This window comes from Amycolatopsis sp. GM8, assembly GCF_021653975.1.
GTDB lineage: Bacteria > Actinomycetota > Actinomycetes > Mycobacteriales > Pseudonocardiaceae > Amycolatopsis_E.
Genome location: NZ_JAJKFK010000012.1, coordinates 105,966 through 130,586, shown reverse-complemented (window position 1 = coordinate 130,586; position 24,621 = coordinate 105,966). Strand labels below are relative to the sequence as shown.

The following is a 24,621-nucleotide window of genomic DNA, read 5'->3' as shown; positions in this document are numbered from 1 at the left end:
CGGGAAGGATCCTATGAGTACCACCAGACTCGTCCGGGTGACCATCGCCGCGCCGGGGCGGCGGGTCGAGCTCGCCGTGCCCGACGGCTCCCCGCTCGCCGAGATCCTGCCGGACCTGCTCGGCGCCGGCGATCACGTCGCCGACCGGGGGGTCCTCACCAGCGGTTGGACCCTTCGCCGCGCGGACGGCACGGTGCTCGAACCGGACGGCACGCTGGCCGCGCACGAGGTGGCCGACGGTGAGGTGCTGAGCCTGCTGCCCACCCGGACCGACTGGCCCGAGCACGAAACCGAGGACCCACCGCGGCCCGCCGCCGACCCGACCGAGATCGGCCCCGCGCAGCCGCGCGGGGTCTGGGGCCCGCGGCACACCGAGTGGACCGGGCTCGCGGCCGGCGCCACGACGATTCTGCTGTGCCTGCTCGGCGTCACGCGATCCGGATGGCCGGGACACGGCCCGGCGTGGTGGGCGCTCGGCCTCGCCGGACTGGCCCTGGCCATCGGTGTCGCGCTGACCCGTGGCCTGCGCGATGCCGTGGCCGGCAGCGTCTACGCGACCGTCGCGCTCGCCTGCGCGGTCACCGGCGGTGGACTCGTCTGGCCTCAGGACAGTGTGCTGGGCGCGGGGCTGGCGTTGCTGGTGGCGTCCGTGACGGGCGCGCTCGTCGGGGCGGGCCGGGTGGCGGTACTCGTCGCCGGCGCGACCGTGGGCCTGCTTACCGTGGTCACGGCTGGGTTGACCGCGTGGACGGGCCAGGCGGCAGCAGTCGTCGCTGGGGCGGGGCTGGCAGTGTCGCCGTTGATCGAGTCGTGGTCGAAGAGGCTCGGCCGGCTCGCGTTTCCGGTCCCGCCGATGCCACGATCCGCGATCTCGGCGCCTGTCGTGCGAGCCGACGATGTGCACACCGGCCTGGTTGCCGGGATCGCCGCGGTGGTGCTGCTGTGCCAGCTGGTGCTGGTTCGCAGTGGTGACACGGCGGCCCTGATCCTCGTCGCGATGCTGACCGCGGGATTCATGCTGCGGGCCCGGCTACAGCACAACGTCGCGCGGCGACTGGCGTTGCTGGCTGCGGCCGGTTGCGGCGCGGCGTGCCTGGCCGCCGACCCGCTGTTGACTCACCGGCCGGGCTGGTTGTCGCTCGCGGGACCGGTACTGGTCGGGGTGGCCGCGCTGATCGTGTTGGCAGGACTGCAATTCCGGCTCCGTGACCGTGATCCGCGCCCGGGCGGATACGACCTGCTCGAACTGTTTTGTTTGCTGGCGGTCGTTCCCGCGATCTGCGCGGTGCTCGGCCTGTACTGAGCTCAGCCCGGATCGATGCGGTATCCGACCCCGCGGACGGTGTGAATCACTGCCGGCGCGCGAAGTTTGCGGCGCAGCTGCGCGATCAGGACGTCCAGCAGGTTCGACCGCGGTTCCAGTTCGGCGTCCCAGCAGCGCGCGATGAGGTCGGCACGGGAAACCGGCTGACCCTGCTGCGAGATCAGCAGTTCGAGGACGGCGAATTCCTTGCTGGTCAAGGTAAGCAGGACGCCGCCCCGGCGCGCCTCGTGGCGTCCGGTGTCGAGTTCCACGTCGCCGCAGACGAGTTTCGCGGGCGGGCGGGCCGGGGTGCGGCGGCACAGGCTGTACACCCGGGCGATCAACTCCGCCATGGCGAACGGTTTGACGAGGTAGTCGTCGCCGTGTTCGAGTCCTGCGATGCGGTCGGCGACGGCGTCGCGGGCGGTCAGGAACAGCACCGGCACCCGCGATCCGGCGCGCCGCTGGGCGCCGACGAAAGGCAGGGAGTCGCCGGAGGGCAGCATCCGGTCGAAGACGGCGCAGTCATAGGTGTTCACCGCGAGCGCCTCGTCGGCGCCGGGAAGATCCGCGACCGCGTCGACGGCGAGCCCGGCGCCGCGAAGGGAAACACTGATCGCGACCCGAAGATCGGCGTCGTCTTCGGTGATCAGTACCCGCACGAGTGCGGAGTGTAATGCGCCCCGCCCCACAGCAGCTGCGGGACGGGGCGCGATGGTGGGTGTTTTATCGCTGGGGCGTCAGGTCCCCGGCGAACCAGCTGCGGACCTCGGGCCGCAGCAGCGGCTGGATCACGAGGAAGCTGAGCACGAGCGAGATGACCGAGGTCGGCTGGAACGACTCGCCCGCGGTGCTCAGCTGGATGATGGCCTCCAGACCGAGCGCCACGTTGGCGAACTCGATGACCAGGACCGTGACCCGGACCCACCGCAGGCCGCGGCGGAGCAGGATCGCGCCCACGAACTGGATCACGCCGATCACGAGGCCCACCACGGCGACGAAGCGCAGTTGGCCCGCGCCGTCCTCCTCCGTCATGTGGACCGAGCCGATCAGCACCAGGATGATCACCCCGCCGGCGATACCGAGCAGGGATTGGCCGTACAGCGCGAAAGTCGCGGAGCGCAGGGCCTTCGGTGCGGGTGTTGTCATGTCATGCCACCTTCCTTCCAGCCGGCTCGGTCGAGCCGGATTCGCTGAGCCAGCCGTGGTGAGCGGCCTTGGCGCCGGCCATGAAGCGGCTCCGCGCGCCGAGGCGGTTCATGAGGTCGGCGACGGAACGCCGGACCGTGCGGACCGACACCCCGAGTTCTTCCGCCGCGGCCGCGTCGGTGTGTCCGGCGGCGAGCAGCGACAGCAGTTCCCGTTCCCGGTCCCCGAATTCCGACTGCGCCGGGATCGCCGTGGCCCACAGCCGCTGGAAATGCTCGACGGCGGTGGTGACGACGCCGAGCAACCGGAACGGGGCGGCGCCGTGCTCGGCCGGGTACACCGCCGTGGTCCGGTCGATCACGACGGCGTCGGTGCTGATCGCCGGCACCGTGCGGACCTCCGCACCGGCGAGGGCGAGCTTCCGCAGCTGCGTCGTGAACGCCGGCGCGAGCACCCGGTAACGCACGCCTCGGCGCAGGTTCCGGTAGTCCGCGGCGCGCGGCACGAACACGCGGCTGGTCAGCACCAGCACTTCGGCTGCGGCCGTGGCGAGCAGCGCGTCGGTGGTCGGGCGGCGCTCTGCGATCAGAATCGTTGTCATCGCGGGAAACCTCCGATCGGAAGGGACGCGGCGAGCCCGGCGAGCTGGGCGCCGTCGAGCCGCGTGAGGTGGATACCGGTGGGGGACAGCAAATGGGCCGCGTGCGTGGCGGCGGCGTCGACCGCGGTCTCGGTCGCGGCCGCCAGGCGCAGCAGTGTCGAGGTCTCGCCGGCGCGTGCCGAGCGGGTGGCGGTGACGGCGACGCCCGGGTAGCGGGTGAGCAGGGTGCCGACCAGCCGTTGCAGGTCGGCCCGGTCCTGCCCGTCCAGCAGGAAACACGCCTGGACGACGCCCCGGGTCCGCACGAGACGCCAGGACTGGCGCAGCTCCTGGCGGCCGCCGCCGATGTGGGCGAGCCCGGTGATCGCGGTGAGCGCCGCGCCCGAATCCATCGGCCCGGTCCGTACACCGGACCGCTCCAGCACCTGCTGGATGCGATGCAATCCCTTGTGCAGCAACAGGATCAGCTCGTCGTCGGTCGCCATCCCGGGGGTCCGGGCGATGCTCACCGCCAGCCAGATCCCGGCCGCCCGGTCGTGCCGCGCCGGGGCGTGGAACACGGTCTGGACCTCGCACCACGGCACGCCGGCCGCGGCCAGCAGTTCGCCGGGCGCTGGGAAGGACGAGAGCAGCAGCTTGGTGACGGTCCGGGGACGGAGGATCGCGGTCAGCCCCTCGACGTGGCTGATCGTCACCACCGGACCCTGCCCGGTCTCGACGTCGCGCGCGACCGACCCGGGCATCAGCAGGCGGAGCAGGCCGCTGCCGTCGGGGACCCGGTGCCGCCGGGCACGCAGCACGGACCGGCACTGCAGGAGCATCACCTGGTAGAGCCGCCGGCCGCGGTAGCGGGCGACGCTCGCGGCGACCAGCACGCCCGCGCCGGCGACCGCGAGCGCCGCGGTCGGCCACGGCTGGCGTGCGGCCATCGTCGCGAGCACGATCGCGATCTGCCAGCACAGGATCTGGCCCGGGACGGGCTTGCGGAATCGCCGAGGCCGCGGTTGCGCCACGACGGGAGCCGCCATCGGGACCGCCGCGGATGGCGCCGCGTGCGGCCGGGCCGCGACCGACACCACCAGTGACCGGCGTTCGCGAGTGTCCACATTCACCTCCCGAGAGACCTGGCCCGTTCCGGCCAACCCGCCACCGGAGTGGCCGGTGACCGAATACGATCACCCGGAACATGAGGATTCGATGACAGGGAAACGCGGCGTGCGGGTACTGGTGGCCGAGGACGACGAGAACCTGCGGACCGCGGTGGGCACCGAGCTCGAGGCGGCCGGTCTCGAGGTGACCTCCGCGGCGGACCTCGCGACGGCGGCCGCTGCGATCGAGAACGGCGTTTTCGCCTGCCTGGTCCTGGATCGGATGTTTCCGGACGGGGACGCGGTCACCCTCGTGCGCGACCGCCGCCTCGCCGGTTACCCCACGCCGGTGCTGTTCCTGACCGCGCGGGACACCGTGGCCGACCGGATCGCGGGCTTCGACCACGGCGGCGACGACTACCTGGTGAAACCGTTCGCGATGGCCGAGCTGGTGGCCCGCGTGCGGGTGCTGTGCCGGCGAGGGGACGATGGCCGGCCGCCGATCCTGCGTTACGCCGACGTCGTGCTCGACTGCGCGCGGCGGGAAACGCGCCGGGGTGGTGTGTTGCTTACGTTGTCCGCCAAGGAGTTCGCAGTGCTGGAGTACCTGATGGTGCATCCGGATCAGGTGGTGTCGCGGACCGAGCTGATCGAGCACTGCTGGGACGAGGAGGCCGACCCGATGTCCAATGTGGTCGATGTGGTGATCAGGCGGTTGCGCCGCAAACTACGGGAGCCCGATCTGGTGCACGCGGTGCGGGGCGCGGGCTACCGGCTGATGTCCTCGTGAAGGCCCGCTCGGCCGCCGACCGGCTGCGCCGGCTGCGGCGCCTGCTCACGTGGTTGTTCACGGCCGTCAACGCCGCCGGGTTGATCGTCTTCGCGTGGCTCGCGGTCACGGCGGACGCAAGGCAGGGGGAGCAGCGTCTCGACGGCGGGAACCAGGTGGTGACCTCGACCGTGGCCCGGCTGATCCAGTACGACGCGACCCTGGTCACGGCCTACGTGAGCGCTGATCCGATCAACGATCAGTGCCCGCAGTTCGCCGTCCTGCAAGGGGGTGCGGGGAGCTTCCCGAGCTACTACAGCGCGCGGGCCTGCATCGCCGCGGACCCGGCGGTGCTGGGCGGCCTCGCGCACGACGCGGCGCAGAGTGGGCGGGTGCAGTACGGGAACGTCGACGTGGGCGGCGGGGTCGCGCGCGTGCGGGCCGAACCGTTCCGCAACAACTCGGGCCAGTACATCGGGGCGATCGTCGTGGTCGCCGACGCCGGGCCCACGCAGGCGGCGCACACCCGGTTCACGCTGCTCGTGACGGGCGGCAGTGTCGTGCTGATCGCGGTACTAGCGCTGGCCGGGCACCTCCTGTCGAGCCGCGCGATCAAACCCGCCGCCGACGCGCTGGAGCAGCAGCAGACCCTGCTCGACGAGACCGCGCACGATCTGCGCACCCCGGTCGCGGCGCTGCGCGCGCTGGCCGAGACCGCGTTGCACAACCCCGATCAGCAGGCGGAGCTGCTCCCGCGCACGGTGGCGCTGGCAGCGCAGATGGGCGGGATCATCGAAAGCCAGCTCATGCGTGCGCGTCTCGCGGCCGGGCTGCGCGAGCTGACGATCGAGCCGGTGATGCTCGATCAGCTGGTGACCGACGTCGTCGAGAACACCCCGGACGACGGCGCGATCGTGACGGTGACGGCGGCGCCGTCGCAGGTGCGGGCGGACGCGTCACTGATCCGGCGGGCGATCGGGAACCTGGTGGACAACGCGCTGCACCACGGGCACTACCCGGGCCAGCCCGCCATCGTGCACGTCACCGTCGCGGGCGGCCGGGTCACCGTCGCCGACCACGGGCCGGGCGTCGATCCGGGAATCGCCGACGACCTGCTGGACCGGTTCCGCACCGGCAGCGGCTCGACCGGGCTCGGGCTGTCCATCGTGCGCTGGGTCGCCCAGATTCATGGCGGCACGCTGAACGTCTACAACGCCGACGAGGGCGGCGCGATCTTCGAACTGGCGCTGCCGGCCATGTAATACGAGACGTGTTACACTCGGTTCATGACGTTGAACGTGCGGACTGACGAAGCACTGGAGCACGCTCTCGAAGCCCTGACCGAGCGGCACGGCAGCCGCTCGGAGGCGGTGCGTTATGCCATTCTTCGAACCTATCGGGAAACGCTGATCGAGCAGGCGCGGCAGGACGCCGAGCGGCTCAACGCCGATCCCGGCGACCAGGCCGAGATGCTGGCGATCCAGCGGTTCATGGGTGTTGCCGAGTGATCTTCCGGGGGGCGATCTACGAGATCAAGGCTCTCCCCGGCACTCGCGGCAATGAGCAGCAAGGCCGGCGTTACGCGGTGATCATCCAGTCCGACCGTTTCGCCGGCAGCACGATCACGGTCGCGCTGACGTCCGCCAGCGCGGGAGCCGCGATCTACCGGCCGGAGATCGACATCGACGGGACGAAGGCAAGGATCCTCCCGGACCAGATCTTTTGCGTCGCGCCGGAGCGGCTCGGCCGGTTCATGGGCTCGCTGGATGCCGCCGAACTCGTCGAGCTGGACCGGGCGCTCATTCTCAAGCTCGGCTTGATCTGACACCATCGGCCGTCCTTATTGGATGGCCCTTTGCGGCCAATCCGGGACCGGTCCCCGGCGAATCTCGCTAGCCTCCTTGCTGTGACAGACGAGACCTCGCGTGCCACCGGCCGGCGTCTGGTCGCGACTTCCGACGAGACCGCCAAAAGGAAGCCCCGCGGCTGGCGCACCCGTGGCCCGTTCGCGTTCGTGCTGGTGCTCTGTGTCGTGGCGCTGGTCGCCGCGCTGACCGGGGCCGCGCAACCGTTGCTGGGCACGCCGTTCGCGCTTTCCGGCCACTGGGTCTACAACTCCGTGCTCAACGCGGCGTTCCATGTGGACGGTGCGACCGCCAACATCGACGCGCAGGTACCGGTTCCGGCCGATCCCGGCAGTCAGGTGGTGCAGGGCGAGACCAGTGGCTACGTCGTCGGCAGCTCGCGGATCACCGAGTTCGGGAAGTCCACATTGTCGGTGGAATCGACGACCACCCCGCCGGCGAACGAGATCCCGGTGGGACTCGAGGTCACCGGTGGTCCGTACCTCGTGTATCGCAACGCGGGCAAGGTGGTGCGGCTCGGTGATCCGTCGGCGACGTTGTCCGCCGGCGGCCCGGTCGGTGACCCGGTGGCGACGCCGGAAGGCGCGGTTTGGCTCTACCGCACCGGCACCGGTCTGCTCTGCCAGTTGCCCAAGGGCGCCGACCGGATCACCTCCTGCCCGGTCGCCTCGCCGCGTGACCACGCGGGCGCGCTGACCGTGATCGGCGACCGGCCCGCCCTGGTGGACCTGACCGCCGGCACGGTGCAGCCCGTCGACGGCGACCGGCTCGGCGCGGGTGTCTCGCTCGGCGTACCGGTGTCCGCGGCTGCACGACCGGCGGCCAACGATGTGGCCGGCCGGGTGGCGATCCTGGACCCGGCCGCGCACCGGCTGATCCTGGCCGACACGGCCAACCCGCCCGCGAAGCCGGTCACGGTGGCACTGCCCAACGGTGACTACGACGGTCCGGTGTCGACGGGTTCCGCGGTCGCCGTGGTCGACCGTACGAGCGGAAACCTGCTGACGTTCGGTGTGGACGGTTCGCCGAAGGACACGAAGCCCCTGCCGCACGACGCGGGCGCGCCACGGCTGTCCCGCGGCGAGGATTCCCGGGCATACGTCGAAGACGCCGCCGGCACGCATGTGCTCATCGTCGCCAAGGACGGCAAGGTGCAGGACGTGCCGGTCACCGGCAAGCAGTCCGGGAACGCACCCGCGCCGCAGACGCACGACGAGCCCAACGTGGGTCCCGTGGTCAACCAGCCGCAGGGCGAGCGACCCGAGCCCGGCCACCAGCCGTCGCGGCCCCCCGCACAGCCGTCGCGGCCTCCCACGCAGCAGAAGCCGCCGCCGGCGGTACCGGCCAGCCCGCCGGGTGCCCCGTCCTCGGTGTCCGCGTCGGCGGGCGACGGCTCGGCGACGGTCACCTGGGGTGCGGCAGCGGACAACCGCTCGCCGATCACCTCCTACCGGGTGTCTTGGACGGGCGGGTCGACCACGGTCGGCGGCGGTGCCCGGAGTGCGAAGATCACCGGCCTGGCGAACGGAACGCGGTACGTCTTCACGGTGACGGCGACCAACCGCGTGGGCACCGGCCCCGGCGCGTCCGCGAACCCCGTGACACCGCAGGCGACGGCGTCCCCGGCGGCCGCGCCGGTCGCCCTGAGCGCGAGCTACGACGTCAACGACAGGCCGACCCGGGACGTCACGCTGAGCTGGAAGCAGCCCGCGCTGAACGGCGGCACGCTGGTGCACTACCTGGTCAGCGCCACCGGCCAGGCCGACCGCCAGGTGACCGGGACCCAGGTCACGTACGCGCAGATGCGGGCGGACCAGGTGGTCACCTACACCGTGCGCGCGGTGACCAGGACGCCGGACGGGAAGACTCTCACCGGCCAGCCCGCGTCGAAGACCGTCCAGGACACACAGCCGACGCCGAAGGTGACGATCGCCAAGGGTGCGCCGATGTCGACCGGCAACTGCGACCCGCCGAACTGCTACGCGGTGAACGTGACGATGACGGGCTTCAGCCCGAACACGACGTACAAGATCACGTTGCACTCCAACAGCAACAACAACGTTTGGACGGAGTCGGCGAAGACGGACTCCAGCGGCAACGCGACACACAACACCGGCGACTACGACGTTCCCGGCCAGCAGGTGTGGGTCACCGTCGGTGGGGCCACTTCGAACAAGATCACATGGAGTTGAGGGTGAACCAGATTCCGGCCGGCGAGGTCTACGAACGCATCGCGGCCAACGTCCAGACCGTGGTGCGCGGCAAGCCGGAGGTGGTCCGGCTGGCGATCGCCGCGCTGCTCGCCGAGGGGCACCTGCTCGTCGAGGACGTGCCCGGGCTCGGCAAGACGACGCTCGCCCGGTGCCTGGCGCGCAGCATCGGCGGCAGCTGGAACCGCATCCAGTTCACCCCGGACCTGCTGCCCGGCGACATCACCGGCGTGCAGGTCTACCACCAGCGCGACGAGCGCTTCGCGTTCCACCCCGGCGGGGTGTTCGCCAACGTCGTGCTCGCCGACGAGATCAACCGTGGCACCCCGAAAACCCAGTCGGCGCTGCTGGAGGTGATGTCCGAGCGGACCGTCACCGTGGACGCGGAGCGGCACGAGGTGCCCCGGCCGTTCCTGGTGATCGCCAGCCAGAACCCGATCGAGATGGAGGGCACCTACCGGCTGCCCGAGGCCCAGCTCGACCGGTTCCTGATGCGGCTCCGGGTCGGCTACCCGGACCTGGCGTCCGAAGTGATGGTGATCATGAGCGACTGTGCCGGGGTCAATCCCGACGAACTACAACCCGTGGTGGACATCCCCGCGCTGCAGGCCGCCGTGGCACAGGTGCGGGCCGCGCACATCGACCGTGCCATCGTCGAGTACGCCGCGAAGCTGGCCGCCGCCACCCGCGAGCACGTGGCTCTGCGCTACGGCGCGAGCCCGCGCGGGAGTATCGCGCTGGTGCGGGCGGCGCAGGCGGTCGCGGCGACGCACGGCCGCGCTTTCGTCACCCCGGACGACGTCAAGGAGGTCGCGCACCCGGTGCTCGAACACCGGCTGATCCTCACCTCCGACGCCGAACTGAACCAGCGTCGCCCGGCCGACGTCGTCGACGAGGTCCTCGCCGCCACCCCGGCGCCGGGCATGAGCACCGCGGGGGTCTAGCCGATGCGGCTCACCCGGCGCGGGGGCGCCGTGCTCGTGGCCGCGGCCGCCCTGTTCGGCCTCGGCCAATGGTTGGGGTATCCGGTTTTCCTTGCCCTGGCAGGGGTTTCGGCCGGTGCGGTGCTGGCCGCCGTGCTCGTCACCAGGCGGCGGACGCGGATCGCGGTGGCCCGGGAGGTATACCCCGACCGGGTACAGCGGGGACGTCCCGCCTTCGCCCGGCTGCGGGTGCACAATCCCGGCGCCCGCAGGCAGTCCGGGTTCACCGCGGGCGATCGGGTGGGCGTCGGTTTCCACGCCGTGGCGGTACGACCGCTCGCGCCGGGCGCGGAAGCCGTTTACCACTACGAACTTCCGACCACGACCCGCGGCCGGCACCAGGTCGGACCGCTGACCCTGGACCGCGCGGACGCCTTCGGCCTCGCCGGCAGCCGACTGTCCACAGGGGACACTACGACGATGTGGGTGCACCCGCGCGTCTATCCGATGACCGCGATCGCCGGCGGTTTCCCGCGCCACCACCACGAAGGCGAGGCCACCGAGTCCGCGCTGCGCGGTTCGCTCGACGTGCGGGAGGTGCGCGAGTACGTCGTCGGTGACGAGGTGCGGCACCTGCACTGGAAGGCGACCGCGCGGACCGGGCGGCTGATGGTCCGCGACTACGCCGATCCCGACCAACCGCGATTCACCGCGCTACTGGACAACCGGCGCACCGCGGGTCCGGTGTTCGAAGAGGCCGTGGACCTCACCGCCTCCCTTGTCGTGTCGGCGGCCGGGGCCGATCACCGGTGCCGGCTCGTCACGTCGTGCGGCGTCGACGTCGCCACCGCCGGCGGGACGGCCGCGGTCCGGCAGCTGCTCGACGAGCTGTGCGTGCTGGACCAGGCGGCGGATCCGGGACTGCCCCTCGTGCCCGGCGCGTTGTCCCGCGCCGGCGGCGGCACGCTTGTGGTGGTGTCCACCGCCTTGGCGCAAGCCGATCTCGCGGCCATCCGTCCGCATTACGCGGATCTCGTCGTGATCGTCGTCGGCGCGCAGGCGCCATCGATACCCGGCGCCCGAGTGCTCGATGCTATTGACGCCAAGGATGCCGCACGCAAATGGAACGCGGTGATCGCCTCGTGACCGCCCAGACATCTCGGATCATCGCCGCGTGCGTGCTCCTGGCCACGGCGCTGTCCGGTCTGCTGTTCGCGCCGATCTTCGGCCTGTGGCCACTCGCGGCGCCCATCGCCGTCGTTGTAGTGGCCTGCTACGCGGCTTTCGAGCTGTGCCAACGGTTTCCGTCGCTGCGTTCGTGGCGGCCGGTGCTCGCCCTGGTGGCCGGGCTGATGGGACTGACCGAAGTCACGCTGTGCAGAACCACGCTCGCGGGTCTGCCGACGTCGGCGACCGTGCGCGGGCTCGTCTCGGGCGTGACCGAGTCGTGGCAGCTGACCTTGCAGTCGACCTGGCCGGTCCGGCCCGCGCCCGAACTGCTGCTGTTCGTACCGCTGGCCGTGCTCGCCGCCGCCGTGCTGAGCATCGAGCTGCTGCGCTGGCCGGCCGTCGCTTTGCTGCCCAGCCTGGGAATTCTGGGGCTGACCCAGGTCTTCACACCATGGTCTGGACCAGCGGCGACCGTGGTCGCGCTGGGCTACACGGCGCTGTCCGGCGGCGTGTTCCTCGCTTCGAGGCCTGGCGGGGATTCGGCGCGGCGGCGAGCTGTGCTGGTGATACCGGCGGTGGTGCTGGCCGTCGTCGCGGCGGTCGTCGTCACCGGTGTCGACCAGGGCAGGCAACCGGCGTATTCGCTACACCAGAACCACCCGGCGCCGGCCCCGGCGGCTCCGGCGATCAACCCGCTCGACGAGGTGGCCGCCCGCCTGAAGCAACCGGACGCGCCGGTCTTCAGCTACACCAGCGCCGACCCGGTGGACCGCTGGAGGCTGGTCGTGCTCGACGACTTCGACGGCGTCACCTGGTCCACCGGCGATCGGTACCAGCGGCTCGGCGCCGATCTCGCGCCCTCGGCCGCCGTGCCGACGACGCCGCATTCCGCGCAGGTCACCATCCCGGCCGGCGACGAACCGTGGCTGCCCAGCCAGGCCATGCCCGCCTCGGTCACCGGTGCCGACCCGTTGGTCGACCCGGCCTCGGGCATGCTGCTCGACCCCGACCGCGCCGGCGTCCTGAACTACGAGCTGACCTGGCGTGAGCCTCAGGTCGACCCCGCGGCGCTCGCGAGCGCCGCGCTCGACCAGAGCGCTGTGCGCCCGGACGCTCTCGGCGTGATCCCGCCCGGGATCAGCGAACTCGCCAGGACGGCCACGGCCGGGATGCGTCCGTCGTTCCAGACCGCGCTCGTGCTGGAGCGTTACCTCAGCCAGAACTACCACGTCGCGGTCGGCGCGGACCTGCCCACCGGGCACGCCTGGCCGCAGCTGAGCCAGTTTCTGTTGAGCACCAAGCGTGGCACCAGCGAGCAGTTCGCCGCCGCCTATGTGGCCCTTGCGAAGATCGCCGGAATCCCGGCCCGGATCGCGGTCGGTTTCCACCCGCCGCAGGCGACGGGTCAGGTCGTGGTGCGTGGCGGGGATGTCCTTGCCTGGCCGGAGGTCGCGGTGGCCGGGATCGGCTGGGTGCCGCTCGACCCGACCGGCACCGCGAGCGATTCCGGTGCCGGCGCGCCCGGTCTGGCCCGGATCACCGCGCAGGCGCGGGCCGATCTCCCGGCACCGCAGGACATCAAGGATCCACCGCTGCCGGCCGGCGCCGACGATCAATCCGGTCCCGGCACCGGGATCCGGATACCGGTGCTGCCGATCGTCTTCGCGCTGCTGGCGCTGATCGTACTGACCGGGCTGGCGATCCCGCTGCTGAAGACGATCCGCACGTGGCGGCGCCGGCGGCGGGCGGGTGCGCACGGCGTGGCGGCGGCCGCGGCCGAGGCGCGGGATCTGTTGCGCGAACACGGTTTGCCGCTTACACGTGGGATGACGGTTCGCGATTTCGCCGGTGCCGTGTCCGAACAGTCCGTTGTAGACAGTCTGATGTCGTTGGCACGTCTGGTGGATCTCGCGCTGTGGTCCGGCATCGATGTCGGCGACGACACCGTGCGCGAGGCGTGGGCGGCGGTCCGCGCGGTTCGCCGCGGCCTCGGGCGGCGTTCGCTGTTCGCCCGTGTCCGGGCGGTGTTCGATCCGCGCTCGCTGTCCATTGTGGATTCGAAGGCGGCGTATGCCCTGAGCGGTGGGTGATCGTCCGGGACCGGTCCCGGTGACTGGGCCGGATGGCCTACAGTGGTTCGGTGCGCCCCGGGCAGTTGGTTGGCGGCCGTTACCGGCTGGACGAGGAGATCGATGCCGGCGGCAACGGCGTGGTGTGGCGCGCCCACGATCACGTGCTCGACCGGACGGTGGCGCTCAAGCACGCTCTTTCGCCGGAGACCGGCGGCGCCGACCGGGTGCGGCAGTTACGCCGCGAGGCCACGATCCTGGCGAAGCTGAGCCACCCGAACGTCGTCACGGTGTTCGACACGACGTCCGAGAACGGCCAGTGGTGGCTGGTCATGGAGTATGCGCCGGCGCCGAACCTCGCCCGCCACGGAAAGCTGCCGCCGGAGCGCGTCGCGCGGTACGGCGCTCAACTGGCGTATGCACTGCAGGCGGTGCACGAGCAAGGCGTGGTGCACCGCGACATCAAGCCCGCGAACGTCCTCGTCACCGCCGATAACCGGGTCAAGCTGAGCGATTTCGGTATTTCCCGGGTCATGCACGGGGACGTGACCGTCACCGACAGCGCCTTGATCGCCGGCACCCCCGGCTACATCGCGCCCGAGGTCGCGAAGGGACACGATCCGACCCCGGCCGCCGACATGTTCTCCCTCGGCGCCACCTTGTACGCGGTCGCGGAGGGCGTCTCGCCGTTCGGCCCCACCGACAATCAGGGCGCGGTCTGGCGGCGCACGATCGCCGCCGACGTGGCCGCGCCCGACCCCGGCTCGCCGCTGGCGCCCGTGCTGTCCCGGCTGATGGACGTGAACCCGGCGAAACGGCCCACGGCGGCCGAAGCCCGGCTCCTGCTGGAAAAAGTGGCGGATGGCGCGGTTGTCCGCAGGCCCCGGCGGTGGCGGGACGTGGCGCTGGTGACGGGCGCCGTGGTCGTTGTGGTGGCGGCGGTGGCGTGGCTCGTGTTCAGCCCGGCCTCCGGTTCCGGCGGCACTGCGACTCCGCTGCCCGCTCCGGTGACCAGCCGCGCGGCGGTGTCGCTGCTCGGAGATCCGCGCACGGCCGATCCGTGCGCGTTGAGCGACGCGTCCGCGCTGGCACGGTTCGGCGAGGCCGAGCGGGACGCCGAGTACGGCAACTTCGACCGCTGCGACGTCATCGTGCGCTCGAACGGCAGCGAGGTCGACGTCAAGACGGAACTGGACACGGCCGATCCGGACGGTCCCCCGGCCGGTGCGGTCCAGACCACCGGGCAGATCGGCGTCGTGCGCGAACCGCTCGACGGCGAAGAATGCGACCGCACCCTGCTGCTCGGGGACGGCAACCAGGTCGCGATCACCGCCCAGCAGAACGGGGACGGCCCGGCGGATCTGTGTGCGATGGCAGACACCGCAACGGATACCGCCGTCACGGTGCTCTCTCGCGGTGAGATCCCGCGGCGCGTCCCGGCGGATCCCGCGTCCTTGATCAAGGCGGATGCCTGCGCGCTGCTCGACGCCGACGCGCTCTCGCGTTTTCCCGGTGTCGACGCCGTGGACCCGGAAATCGGGTTCGGGGACTGGTCGTGCCGCTGGCACAGCACCACCAGCCAGGCCAACCTGCTGGTCCGCTTCGACCGCAACCAGCCGCCGACCGCGGACGACGGGCAGCCGACCCGGATCGCGGGGCGGCAGGCGTTCGTCGAGCGGCTCCCCGACGACCACGCGTGCCAGGTGGAGGTCGTGTACCGGCGCTTCAGCAGTGCCGATACCTCGGCCAAAGTCGAGCTCCTGCTGGTGGTGCTCACCGGTTCCCAGCCCCTCGACCAGCTCTGCGGCCTGGCGACCTCTCTCGCCGAACCGGCGGCCGCGAAGCTGCCGGCCACGTGATCCCGGGACCGGTCCCGCGCCGGCCGTTCATGCTGGTGAGGACGATCTGGAGACCATCATGAACAAGCGAGTGCCGCCGGCCGGCGGTGAACACCTGTCCGCCGGGCACGAGAGCCTGGCTCTCGGCGTCCCGGCGTCGGCCCCCGGCACGATCTACGCGCTGAGCGTGATCGGCGGCATCACCTTCGGCCCGCGCGACGGCCGGACCATCCTTTTCGGACGGAACCGGCCGGAAGTGCACGTGTGCGTCGGCGAGAACGACCGTGGTGTCAGCCGCTGCCACGGCGAACTGCGGCACCGCGAGAACCGTTGGTGGGTCGCCAGTATGGGACGGCTGCCCGTCAGGCTGCCGGGGTCGCGGTTGCTGTTCCCGCAGGACGAACCGGTCCCGCTCGCCGAGGGATACACGCCGCTGTTCGTGCCGGGTTCGGGCGAGCGCGAGCATCTGTTGGAGCTCTTCGTCACCGGACCGGACCACGAGCGCCCCGCGCCGCGGCACAACGACCCCACCGCGCCCCCGCGGACCTGGCATCTGACCGAAACGGAGCGGCTGGCGCTGATCGTGCTGGGGCAGCGCTATCTCCGGCACGAGGCGTACCCGCAACCGTTGACGTGGAAGCAGACCGCCGAGCATCTGGCCGACCTGCAGCCGGGATCCGGTTGGAGCGCGAAGAAGGTCGAGCACTCCATTGTGGACGTCCGCGCCCGGCTGTCCAAGGACGGCGTCGCCGGCCTCACCCGGGACGAGGTCGGCGAACCGGTGGGCAATGCCCTCAACGACAACCTGATCCGGCACCTGATGAAGAGCACCACGCTGATCCCGCCGGACCTGCGGCAGCTGGACTACCCGGACGACTGATCTCGCGGCTACGCGGTGGGCGCGTACCGCAGGATCCCCGCGACATCGCCACCTCCGGGCACGTCCTCGTGCCGGACCGCGAGCAGGCGGGCGCCGGAAAGCCAGGCGCGGCGGGCGATTTCGCCCACGACACCACCCGAACCTGCCTGCTGGGCCGCGAAAGTCACCTCGCCGAACTCGTCGATTTCGCCGGGGACGGCGGCGTCGATATCGACGAACAGCGTGTCCACGGCGCCACGGGTGGCGAAGTGAGCGAGCTCGGCGACGTCGATGGAGGTACGGCCCTGTTCGGCGCGCTCGGCGAAGGTCTGCTTGTCCTTCTCCAGCTGATCGGCGTACCAGCGGTCGAGGACCGCTCGGGCAGCCGTGACCAGTTCGGCGTCGCCGCGGGCCTCCGGGTTGCCGGGCACGCTGTACGGCACCAGGTCGGGGTATCGGCAGTGGGCGCGGAAGATCGCGTCGAGCGGCTCGGTCGCGGCGACGACCAGCGGCACGCCGTGGCCGGGCAACACCTCGCGCAACGCACTGTCGACCTGCCGGGAGAACTGCGCCATCCGCAGTTTCTGGCCTTCCGTGCCCTGCACCCGGCGGATCGGCGCCCGGTCCTTGATCGACGACTTGCCGACGGCGCTCGCCACGTCCGCCGGGAGTTCCGGCACCTGAACCTCGCGCGGCGGGGTGTCGGGCGTCGTTTCCAGCAGCCGGACCGACCCCTGCGCGAGCGCCAGCACGAACGCGGTCTGCGGGAACGTCACGGCACGCATGAGCGGCTTGACGTAGAACCGGTTCCCGCCGACCACGACCGGCGTGAGCCGGTTCGGCAGCCGGAAGCTGCGCAGCGACGCCGATCCGGCGAATACCGCGAGGCTGCGGGCCTGGTGCCGCCAGAACTCCTCGGACCCCGCGTCGTCGAGCACGCCGAGCTGCTCGGCCAGGCCGGTGAGTTCCTCCTTGTCGGCGTCCCCCACCTGGGTCAGCGCCTCCCGCACGGCATTCTTGTAGGCGATCCGCTCCGCCTCACCCGACGACTCGGGGGTGGTCTCCAAATAGATCGAGACGGCGGCCGGAGCCTCGGCCTGCCAAAGCGCATCGATCTCGGACCGGGTCGGAATGTCGGTGTACAGCGTCATACGTCCCCTCCTCCACGAGGCCGACAATGCTAGTTGCTGGTAGAGGCGACCGCCGTGCTCGTCGAGCCGGCGTCGGCTACGACACGCGAACGGGCGGGATCGCCCGGGTTGTCCACCCCGGGTGCATGCCGTGCGGTAGGAATTACGTAACGCGGGATGGTGTGACGATCGGGAGTCAGGTCTTGGGCGTGGGGGCATGTGGGGTGTGCGGTCGGCCGCTGCCGGCACGGAACCGTGGCCGGGGTGCGGTGTACTGCTCGGCCGCGTGCCGGCAGCGGGCGTACCGGGCGCGGCGGACCGGGGCCGGGGAGCAGGCCGTGACGGAGCTGGTCACGACCATCGAGCGGCAGGTGAAGGACCTGGCGCTCAGCCCGCCGGACACGTTCTACTCGGGCGTCAACGCCCTGTCGTCGCAGGTTGGGCGGCTGCGCCGGATCGCCCGGCTGGCGAGCGAGGCGGCGGGTGCGGAAAACGTCACGCCGGCCGGAGTGACGGAATCGCGGCCCGCGCTGGCCGTGGACGAGGGGACGTTCGCCGGGCTGGTGGAGCCGTACCGCGCGGAATTGCGGGTGCACTGTTACCGGATGGTGTCCTCGTACGACGACGCCGAGGACCTGGTGCAGGAGACCCTGCTCAAGGCGTGGCGCAGCCGGGAGGCATTCGAGGGCCGCGCGTCGGTGCGCACGTGGCTGTACCGGATCGCCACCAACACCTGCCTGGACTTCCTGCGCCGCCACACCCGCCGGCCACAGCGTTACGAGCCGGTGCCCGGGATCGACTCGGGCGAGGGCGCGCCACCGCCCCGGCTCGCCTGGCTGCAGCCCTACCCCGACGAACTGCTGGACCAGGTCCCCGCCGATGACGTCGGGCCGGACCTGGCGGCCGTGTCCCGCGAAACGATCGAGCTCGTGTTCCTGGCCGCGATCCAGTTCCTGCCGTCCCGGCAGCGCGCGGTCCTGATCATGCGCGACGTACTCGGCTGGCCCGCCGAGGACACCGCGAACACCCTGGGGATGACCGTGGCAGGAGTCAACAGCGCGCTGCAACGCGCGCGGCCCACGCTGCGGGAACGGCTGCCCGAGCGACGCACCGACTGGACGCCACACCAGGTCAGCGCGGAGGAGCGTGCGGTGTTGCGGCGCTACATGGCGGCGGCCGAGGCGGCTGACGCAGCCGCGATGGTGGGGATGCTGCGTGAGGACGCGGTGCTGACCATGCCGCCCAACCCGGTGTGGTTCGTCGGCCGTGACGCGATCATGCGGCAGGTCGGGCCGGTGTTCGACCCGTCGTCGCCGAGGTACTTCGGGCAATGGCGGTACCTGCCGGTACAGGCGAACCGGATGCCGGCCGCGGCCGGCTATGTGCGGCGCCCGGGCACGGCGGTGTACCGGGCGCAATTGTTGGATGTGTTGCGCATCGAGGGCGGGCGGATCGTGGAGATCACCACGTTCGAGTCGCACCTGCTGCCGGCGTTCGGCCTGCCGCTGACCCTGCCGGGGGCCGGCCGATGAGTCGGCGGGTGCTCGTGCGTCGGTATGGGCGACACGGTCGTGACAACGAACAGGAGCCAACATGACCAGCAAGTCCGAGTCGCCGATCCGGATCCAGCGCACCTACACCGCACCGGTGGAGCGGGTGTGGGAGCTGTGGACGACCGGGGCGGGCATCCAGCAGTGGTGGGCACCGGACGGTTTCACCGTCCGTGTCGACGAACTCGACCTGCGCCCGGACGGCAAGCTCGTCTACACGATGACCGCCACCGCGGCGGAACAGGTCGAGTTCATGCGCAACAACGGCCTACCGCTGGAAACGCAGTCGCACAAGACATTCACCGAGATCACACCGACCAGTCGCCTGTGCTACACAACCCTGGTGGACTTCGTGCCCGACGTGGCGCCCTACGAAGTCCTCACCGAGGTCGACCTGCGCCCCACCGGCGAAGGCACCGAAGTCACGATGACCATCGAGCCCATGCACGACGCGGAGTGGACACAGCGACTGGTCATGGGGCGAGAGAACGAAATGGACAATCTGGCGAAGCTGGTCGGCCAGACCCACTGATCCACCACCGTGGACAGTGCGTGACCACTCGAGTTCAGCACGACTGGCCACGCCGGCTTCGGGTTCTCGGTGCAAAACCAGCTGTGCGGTCCCGATTCTTTTGACACACTGCCCGGGTGCTCCTCATGATCAGCACCACTCACCAGCCGGCGACCGAGCTGGGTTTCCTGTTGCACAAGCACCCGGATCGGGTTCAGTCCTTCCCGATCTCGGCGGGCACCGCGCACGTGTTCTACCCGCGCGCGACGGAGCGGGAGTGCACGGCGGCGCTGATGATCGAGCTCGATCCGGTCGCGATGGTGCGTGATCGTCGCGACGAGCTCACCCAGTACGTCAACGACCGTCCCTACGCGGCGGGCTCGCAGCTCGCGGTCGCGTTGCGCGCCGTGTTCACCACGGCGATGACCGGCCGCTGCGACGCGCGGCCCGAACTCGCCGCGCAGGCGATCCCGTTGACGATCCGGGTGCCGTCGCTGTCCGCGCGGGCCGGTCTCGATGTCGTCAAGCGCTTGTTCGAACCGTTGGGATGGACCGTTTCCGGCACCGTCGCCCCGCTCGATCCGGAGTTCCCGGACTGGGGAGAGTCCCGGTACATCGACCTGACCTTGTCCGGCACCGTCCGGCTCGCGGACGCGCTGCGCCATCTCTACGTGCTGCTGCCCGCGCTCGACGGCACCAAGCATTACTGGGTGAACCAGGACGAGGCCGACAAGCTGCTGCGCATGGGCGAAGGCTGGCTCAGCGAGCACCCGGAACGCGAGCTCATCGCCAAGCGGTACCTCGTGCATCGCCGGGTCTACGTCAACTACGCGCTCGAGCGCCTCGCCGAATCCGATCCCGACGAGGTGCTCGCCGAGCCGCTCGTGACGGAGGCGCCGGACCAGCCGCAGCCACTGGCCGTGCAGCGCCAGGGCGCGGTGCTCGCGACGCTGCGCGGCGCGGGCGCGCGGCGTGTGCTCGACCTCGGCTGTGGCGGCGGCGCGCTGCTCAAGGTGTTGATGTCGGAACCGTCCTTCACCGAGATCGTCGGGCTCGACGTGTCGGCACGTGTGCTCGACCTGGCCGAGCGCAGGCTGAAGCTCGATCGCGTGCCCGAGCACGCGCGCGAGCGGGTCACGTTGCGGCAGTCCGCGCTGACCTACACGGACCCGTCGCTGTCCGGGTACGACGCCGCCGTGTTGATGGAGGTCATCGAGCACATCGAGGAGGAGCGCCTGCCCGCGATGGAACACGCGGTGTTCTCCGTCGCGCGTCCGGGCACCGTCGTGGTGACCACGCCGAACTCGGAGTACAACGTGCGCTTCGAAACGTTGGCCGCCGGCGCGTTCCGGCACGCCGACCACCGTTTCGAATGGACACGCGAGCAGTTCCGGTCGTGGGCATCGGCTGTGGCCGCGCGGTACGGCTACGCGGTTCGATACCTGCCCGTCGGCGTCGAGGACCCCGACCTCGGCCCGCCGACCCAGCTCGCCGTTTTCACCGCGAAGGAGGCCGCGGCATGAAGCTGACCATCCCCGACATGTCCCTCGTCGCGCTCGTCGGTGCCTCGGGATCCGGCAAGTCGACCTTCGCGCGTACTCATTTCGCGCCGACGCAGGTGCTTTCCAGCGACACCTTCCGCGGCCTGGTCTCCGATGACGAGAACGACCAGGCGGCCTCGAAGGACGCATTCGAGGCACTGCACTTCGTGGCGGGCAAACGGCTCGCCGCGGGCAGGCTGACCGTGATCGACGCGACCAACGTGCAGGCACCGGACCGTGCCGCGCTGATCCGGCTCGCGAAGGAGCACGACGTGCTTCCCACCGCGATCGTGCTCGACCTGCCGGAGCAGCTTTGCGTCGCGCGCAACGCCTCCCGGCCGGACCGCGACTTCGGCACGCATGTGATCAGGCGGCACCGGCAGAATCTGCGGCGCTCGCTGAAGACCTTGCAGCGTGAGGGTTTCCGGCGGGTGCACGTCCTGCGCTCCGAGGAGGAGGTCGCGGAGGCCGAGATCGTCATCGAACCGCTACTCAACGACCGGCGGGAGCTGACCGGTCCGTTCGACGTGATCGGTGATGTGCACGGGTGCCGCGAGGAGCTGGAAGAACTGCTCGCCGAGCTCGGATACGTTGCCGGCGCGGGGCATCCCGAGGGCCGGACCGCGGTGTTCCTCGGTGATCTCGTCGACCGCGGTCCCGACACTCCTGGCGTGCTGCGGATCGTGATGGACATGGTCGAGCGCGGGTACGCGCTGGTGGTGTGCGGCAACCACGAACAGAAGCTCGTGCGGGCACTGCGTGGGCGGCGCGTCCAGGTTTCGCACGGGCTGGCCGAATCGCTGGAGCAGCTCGCCGCCGCCGGCGACGAGTTCCGCGCGAAAGTTGATTCCTTCTGCGACGGCCTCATCGCGCATTACGTGCTGGACGGCGGGAAACTCGTCGTCGCGCACGCCGGGCTGCCCGAACGGTTCCACGGCCGCGCTTCTGGGCGGGTCCGCAGCACCGCGTTGTACGGCGACACCACCGGCGAGACCGACGAGTACGGGCTGCCGGTGCGCCAGCCGTGGGCGCGGGACTACCGGGGGAACGCGATGGTCCTTTATGGACATACACCGACCCCGGAGGTCGAATGGGTCAACGGCACGATGTGTCTCGACACCGGCTGCGTGTTCGGCGGCAAGCTGACCGCGTTGCGCTATCCGGAGCGTGAAGTCGTCTCGGTCAAGGCGAAGAAGGTCTGGTACGAGTCGATCAAGCCGCTGTTGCCGCCCGAAGATCTGCCGCCGTCCGCGACGCGTCATCGTGAGCCCGCAACCTTGGAGCTGGCGGACGTCACCGGGAAGCGGGTCGTGCAGACCCAGCACCACGGGCGCGTCGGCGTGTCCGCCGAGCAGTCCGCGGCGGCGCTCGAAGTGATGAGCCGGTTCGCGACCGACCCGCGGTGGCTGTTGTATCTGCCGCCGACGATGTCGCCCAGCGCGACGTCCACCGTGGAGGGCCACCTGGAGCATCCGGGGCAGGCGTTCGCCGAGTTCCGCTCGGCGGGCGTGCAGTCCGTGGTGTGCGAGGAAAAGCACATGGGCTCGCGCGCGGTCGTACTCGTCTGCCGACACGAAACCGTTGCACCGCGACGGTTTGGCACCGACGGGTCCGGTGTGGTTTACACGCGGACCGGACGGCCGTTCTTCCGCGGTGGCGAGAGCGACGCGCTGCTGGCCCGGGTACGGGACGCGGTTACGGCGGCGGGCCTGTGGTCCGAACTGGACACCGGCTGGCTCCTGCTCGACGCCGAGCTGATGCCGTGGAGTCTCAAGGCGGGCCAGCTGATCGCCGACCAGTACGCGTCGGTCGGGGCCGCCGCGCAGGCCGCGCTGCCCGTCGCCACGGAGGCGCTGGCCTCGGCGATGTCGCGCGGCGTCGACGTGGGCGAACTGTTGGCCCGCACCGAAGCCCGAACGTCCACTGTGGAGGCGTACCGGGCCGCGTACCGGCGATACTGCTGGCCGACCGAGGGCCTCGACGGGGTTCGGCTCGCGCCGTTCCAGGTGCTGGCATCCGAGGGCGCGGCGCACCATGAGCGCCCACACTCCTGGCACCTGGCGCTCGCGGAACGGTTGACCGCTGCAGATCCCGCACTGTTCACACCAACCAGGACGCTGACGGTGGACACCACCGACGAGGACTCGGTCGCGGCGGGCACCGCGTGGTGGCAGGAACTCACCTCGGCCGGTGGCGAAGGCATGGTCGTGAAACCGGCCGCGAACCTGACGCGCGGCACACGGGGGCTCGTGCAGCCGGGCGTGAAGGTACGCGGCCGGGAGTACCTGCGGATCATCTACGGCCCCGACTACACCCTGGAGGAGAACCTCTCGCGGCTGCGGGAGCGGAGCGTCAACCGCAAGCGCGCGCTCGCGCTGCGGGAGTACGCGCTGGGCCTGGAAGCACTACAGCGGGTTGCGCGCGGGGAACCGTTGTGGCGCGTGCACGAATGCGTATTCGCCGTGCTGGCACTGGAATCCGACCCGGTCGACCCCCGTCTTTGAACCCGGCGACCAGCATACGAACCTAAATCCGCTGGTCGGTGGCGAGGAAGGGTGTCAGGAGGCGGAGTAGTTCCTGGGGCTGGTCCAGTGGAATGATGTGGCCGCAGTCCTGAATGAGGTGGCCGGTGAGGTTGTCGGCGACGGGGCGCAGTTGCTGTTCCAGTGTGCGGCCGACCGGGTGTGCGCCGATCGCCATGGTGGGCATGGTGAGCCGCCGGCCGGCTGTCACGGCCTGGTTGATTTGACGTGCGCTGGTCGGCAAGGCGCGGTAGTAGGCGAAGGCGCAACGTAGGGCGTCGTGTCCGGTGTGGGCGCTGGTGAAGGCGTTGCGGATGTCCGGTGGTACGCCGCGGCCGCGGGTGCCTGCGGCGAGGAACCAGTCGATGTACTCGGCCTCGTGTCCGGTTAGGACGGTTTCACCCAGGCCGGGAACGGCGTGGAACCCGAACCACCACGGTGCGCCGTTGGCGAGGAAGTCTTCGGCGCCGGGCAGCGAGCCGAGCAGTGACTCCATCACGACGAGTCGCCGTACCAGATCCGGCCGGCGCATGGCGAGCAGGAAGGCGACCGGGGTGCCGGCGTCGATGGCGACCACGGCGGCGGTGGGTTCGGCGAGCGCGTCGAGGATGCCTTCGGCGTCGGCGGCCAGCGTGCCCGCGTCGTAGCCTTCCGCCGCGCGGGTGCTGGCGCCGAACCCGCGCAGGTCTGGGGCGATGACCCGGTGGTGCTCGGCCAGCGGGCCGATGATCTCGGTCCAGAGCCGCCAGGTGTGCGGGAAGCCGTGCAGCAGCAGGACTGCCGGCCCGGTGCCGGCAACGGCCACGTTGGCTTGGATGCCGTTGGTGGTGATCCGTCGCAGCACGATGTCGGCGCTGTGGCGTGGAGAAGTGGTTCCGGGCACGTCGTCTCCAGGGTGGTTACCATTGGTTACCAGCGAACGGTAAGTAACTTCGGTTGTGCTGCCAAGACGGCACCTTTCCCACAGGTGGTGAGTTCCAGGTGACCTCCCAGCGGGCGCGCTCGGCGGAAGGTAGGCGTGGTGACTTGTTCGATCCCGAGTGCCCGACCCGCCGGCTGTTGGACCGTATCGGCACGAAATGGACGTCAATGGCGGTCAAGGTCCTCGCGGAGGCGGCCCCGCACGAGGTGCGTTTCGCCGAGTTGCGGCGGCGGATGCCTGGTGTCTCACAGAAAATGCTGTCGGTGACCCTGCACAGCCTGGTCCGCGACGGCCTCGCCACCCGCCGGGTGGAGGCGACCGTGCCGCCAAGCGTGCATTACCGGCTCACCGACCTGGGCTCGTCGCTCGAGGTCCCGCTGGCGGCGTTCCGGACATGGGCCGAGGAGCACATGGCCCAGATCGACCGCGCCAACGCGACCAGCGACGCCCAAGCCGCCCCCGCCGCCAGAGGGTGAGGTGTCCCTACACCCGATCGACGACGATGAACCCGTTGCCACTGAGCCATGTCGCGTTGGTGATCCGCGCCGCCTTCTCCGACCAGCAGACGTAGGAGGCCGATCGGGGCGGCCATCATCCAGCC

22 protein-coding genes are annotated in these 24,621 nt (G+C 70.8%); 16 read left to right on the top strand and 6 right to left on the bottom strand.

Going from position 1 to position 24,621, the window contains the following annotated elements; all coding sequences use genetic code 11:
* The first annotated feature begins 13 nt into the window (after positions 1-13).
* Positions 14-1,303, top strand: coding sequence for a type VII secretion integral membrane protein EccD (gene eccD / locus LOZ83_RS37310; RefSeq protein WP_236796595.1), 1,290 nt, complete (start codon positions 14-16; stop codon positions 1,301-1,303).
* Positions 1,304-1,305: 2 nt separating this feature from the next.
* On the opposite strand, the gene LOZ83_RS37305 is transcribed toward eccD, so the two are convergent.
* The 4 genes from LOZ83_RS37305 to LOZ83_RS37290 all read right to left on the bottom strand — a co-directional run bounded on the left by LOZ83_RS37305 (position 1,306) and on the right by LOZ83_RS37290 (position 4,159).
* Positions 1,306-1,965 carry a response regulator transcription factor gene (locus LOZ83_RS37305; RefSeq protein ID WP_236796594.1) on the bottom strand — a complete coding sequence of 220 codons (660 nt, stop codon included), beginning with the start codon at positions 1,963-1,965 and terminating at the stop codon, positions 1,306-1,308.
* A 64-nt stretch (positions 1,966-2,029) separates the two neighbouring features.
* Complete coding sequence (locus tag LOZ83_RS37300) at positions 2,030-2,452, bottom strand: hypothetical protein (protein WP_236796593.1); 423 nt, start codon at positions 2,450-2,452, stop codon at positions 2,030-2,032.
* 1 nt (position 2,453) lies between these two features.
* Complete coding sequence (locus LOZ83_RS37295) at positions 2,454-3,053, bottom strand: LuxR C-terminal-related transcriptional regulator (RefSeq protein ID WP_236796592.1); 600 nt, start codon at positions 3,051-3,053, stop codon at positions 2,454-2,456.
* Positions 3,050-4,159, bottom strand: coding sequence for a hypothetical protein (locus LOZ83_RS37290; RefSeq protein ID WP_236796591.1), 1,110 nt, complete (start codon positions 4,157-4,159; stop codon positions 3,050-3,052). Before LOZ83_RS37290 ends, LOZ83_RS37295 begins: the two co-directional genes overlap by 4 nt.
* Positions 4,160-4,250: 91 nt before the next feature.
* On the opposite strand from LOZ83_RS37290, the gene LOZ83_RS37285 reads away from it, so the two are divergent.
* The 10 genes from LOZ83_RS37285 (at position 4,251) to LOZ83_RS37240 (ending at position 15,865) form a co-directional block, all read left to right on the top strand.
* A complete protein-coding gene (locus LOZ83_RS37285; protein ID WP_236796590.1) occupies positions 4,251-4,931 on the top strand; it encodes a response regulator transcription factor in 681 nt (226 codons plus the stop codon).
* Positions 4,928-6,172, top strand: coding sequence for a sensor histidine kinase KdpD (locus LOZ83_RS37280; protein ID WP_236796589.1), 1,245 nt, complete (start codon positions 4,928-4,930; stop codon positions 6,170-6,172). Before LOZ83_RS37285 ends, LOZ83_RS37280 begins: the two co-directional genes overlap by 4 nt.
* A 24-nt stretch (positions 6,173-6,196) precedes the next feature.
* Positions 6,197-6,418, top strand: coding sequence for a hypothetical protein (locus LOZ83_RS37275; RefSeq protein ID WP_236796588.1), 222 nt, complete (start codon positions 6,197-6,199; stop codon positions 6,416-6,418).
* A complete protein-coding gene (locus LOZ83_RS37270; protein WP_236796587.1) occupies positions 6,415-6,735 on the top strand; it encodes a type II toxin-antitoxin system PemK/MazF family toxin in 321 nt (106 codons plus the stop codon). The genes LOZ83_RS37275 and LOZ83_RS37270 overlap by 4 nt, the downstream gene beginning before the upstream one ends.
* 81 nt (positions 6,736-6,816) lie before the next feature.
* Positions 6,817-8,967 carry a fibronectin type III domain-containing protein gene (locus LOZ83_RS37265; protein ID WP_236796586.1) on the top strand — a complete coding sequence of 717 codons (2,151 nt, stop codon included), beginning with the start codon at positions 6,817-6,819 and terminating at the stop codon, positions 8,965-8,967.
* Complete coding sequence (locus LOZ83_RS37260) at positions 8,958-9,929, top strand: AAA family ATPase (protein ID WP_374202768.1); 972 nt, start codon at positions 8,958-8,960, stop codon at positions 9,927-9,929. Before LOZ83_RS37265 ends, LOZ83_RS37260 begins: the two co-directional genes overlap by 10 nt.
* A 3-nt stretch (positions 9,930-9,932) precedes the next feature.
* The gene (locus LOZ83_RS37255; protein ID WP_236796584.1) at positions 9,933-11,054 is read left to right on the top strand and encodes a DUF58 domain-containing protein; all 1,122 of its coding nucleotides are present in this window, start codon (positions 9,933-9,935) and stop codon (positions 11,052-11,054) included.
* Positions 11,030-13,168, top strand: coding sequence for a transglutaminaseTgpA domain-containing protein (locus LOZ83_RS37250; RefSeq protein ID WP_236796583.1), 2,139 nt, complete (start codon positions 11,030-11,032; stop codon positions 13,166-13,168). The genes LOZ83_RS37255 and LOZ83_RS37250 overlap by 25 nt, the downstream gene beginning before the upstream one ends.
* 50 nt (positions 13,169-13,218) lie before the next feature.
* Entirely contained in the window at positions 13,219-15,006 is a 1,788-nt protein-coding gene (locus tag LOZ83_RS37245; protein ID WP_236796582.1) for a serine/threonine-protein kinase, read from the top strand.
* A gap of 58 nt (positions 15,007-15,064) precedes the next feature.
* The gene (locus tag LOZ83_RS37240) at positions 15,065-15,865 is read left to right on the top strand and encodes an FHA domain-containing protein (protein WP_236796581.1); all 801 of its coding nucleotides are present in this window, start codon (positions 15,065-15,067) and stop codon (positions 15,863-15,865) included.
* An 8-nt stretch (positions 15,866-15,873) separates the two neighbouring features.
* Here the strand turns inward: LOZ83_RS37240 and LOZ83_RS37235 are convergent, their stop codons facing one another.
* A complete protein-coding gene (locus tag LOZ83_RS37235) occupies positions 15,874-16,995 on the bottom strand; it encodes a hypothetical protein (protein ID WP_236796580.1) in 1,122 nt (373 codons plus the stop codon).
* A gap of 317 nt (positions 16,996-17,312) precedes the next feature.
* Between LOZ83_RS37235 and LOZ83_RS37230 the strand changes: the two genes are divergently transcribed.
* The 4 genes from LOZ83_RS37230 (at position 17,313) to LOZ83_RS37215 (ending at position 23,080) form a co-directional block, all read left to right on the top strand.
* A complete protein-coding gene (locus LOZ83_RS37230; protein WP_236796579.1) occupies positions 17,313-18,506 on the top strand; it encodes a sigma-70 family RNA polymerase sigma factor in 1,194 nt (397 codons plus the stop codon).
* A 61-nt stretch (positions 18,507-18,567) separates the two neighbouring features.
* The gene (locus LOZ83_RS37225; RefSeq protein ID WP_236796578.1) at positions 18,568-19,056 is read left to right on the top strand and encodes an SRPBCC domain-containing protein; all 489 of its coding nucleotides are present in this window, start codon (positions 18,568-18,570) and stop codon (positions 19,054-19,056) included.
* Positions 19,057-19,172: 116 nt separating this feature from the next.
* A complete protein-coding gene (locus tag LOZ83_RS37220; protein ID WP_236796577.1) occupies positions 19,173-20,558 on the top strand; it encodes a 3' terminal RNA ribose 2'-O-methyltransferase Hen1 in 1,386 nt (461 codons plus the stop codon).
* Complete coding sequence (locus LOZ83_RS37215) at positions 20,555-23,080, top strand: polynucleotide kinase-phosphatase (RefSeq protein WP_236796576.1); 2,526 nt, start codon at positions 20,555-20,557, stop codon at positions 23,078-23,080. Before LOZ83_RS37220 ends, LOZ83_RS37215 begins: the two co-directional genes overlap by 4 nt.
* A gap of 22 nt (positions 23,081-23,102) precedes the next feature.
* Here LOZ83_RS37215 and LOZ83_RS37210 read toward each other — a convergent pair whose 3' ends face one another.
* Positions 23,103-23,981, bottom strand: a complete 879-nt coding sequence (locus LOZ83_RS37210; RefSeq protein ID WP_236796575.1) for an alpha/beta fold hydrolase — start codon at positions 23,979-23,981, stop codon at positions 23,103-23,105.
* Positions 23,982-24,124: 143 nt separating this feature from the next.
* On the opposite strand from LOZ83_RS37210, the gene LOZ83_RS37205 reads away from it, so the two are divergent.
* Positions 24,125-24,496 (top strand): helix-turn-helix domain-containing protein, encoded by a 372-nt coding sequence (locus LOZ83_RS37205; protein WP_236796574.1) that lies wholly within the window; start codon positions 24,125-24,127, stop codon positions 24,494-24,496.
* Positions 24,497-24,621 lie beyond the last annotated feature (125 nt).

What these genes read in the sequence shown, in the direction of transcription:
- LOZ83_RS37240 (WP_236796581.1), top strand. Translation starts at nt 15,065, where the DNA reads ATGAACAAGCGAGTGCCGCCGGCCGGCGGTGAACACCTGTCCGCCGGG.
- LOZ83_RS37215 (WP_236796576.1), top strand. Translation starts at nt 20,555, where the DNA reads ATGAAGCTGACCATCCCCGACATGTCCCTCGTCGCGCTCGTCGGTGCC.
- LOZ83_RS37285 (WP_236796590.1), top strand. Translation starts at nt 4,251, where the DNA reads ATGACAGGGAAACGCGGCGTGCGGGTACTGGTGGCCGAGGACGACGAG.
- LOZ83_RS37300 (WP_236796593.1), bottom strand. Translation starts at nt 2,452, where the DNA reads ATGACAACACCCGCACCGAAGGCCCTGCGCTCCGCGACTTTCGCGCTG.
- LOZ83_RS37260 (WP_374202768.1), top strand. Translation starts at nt 8,958, where the DNA reads ATGGAGTTGAGGGTGAACCAGATTCCGGCCGGCGAGGTCTACGAACGC.
- LOZ83_RS37250 (WP_236796583.1), top strand. Translation starts at nt 11,030, where the DNA reads ATGGAACGCGGTGATCGCCTCGTGACCGCCCAGACATCTCGGATCATC.
- LOZ83_RS37275 (WP_236796588.1), top strand. Translation starts at nt 6,197, where the DNA reads ATGACGTTGAACGTGCGGACTGACGAAGCACTGGAGCACGCTCTCGAA.
- eccD (WP_236796595.1), top strand. Translation starts at nt 14, where the DNA reads ATGAGTACCACCAGACTCGTCCGGGTGACCATCGCCGCGCCGGGGCGG.
- LOZ83_RS37255 (WP_236796584.1), top strand. Translation starts at nt 9,933, where the DNA reads ATGCGGCTCACCCGGCGCGGGGGCGCCGTGCTCGTGGCCGCGGCCGCC.
- LOZ83_RS37235 (WP_236796580.1), bottom strand. Translation starts at nt 16,995, where the DNA reads ATGACGCTGTACACCGACATTCCGACCCGGTCCGAGATCGATGCGCTT.
- LOZ83_RS37225 (WP_236796578.1), top strand. Translation starts at nt 18,568, where the DNA reads ATGACCAGCAAGTCCGAGTCGCCGATCCGGATCCAGCGCACCTACACC.
- LOZ83_RS37295 (WP_236796592.1), bottom strand. Translation starts at nt 3,053, where the DNA reads ATGACAACGATTCTGATCGCAGAGCGCCGCCCGACCACCGACGCGCTG.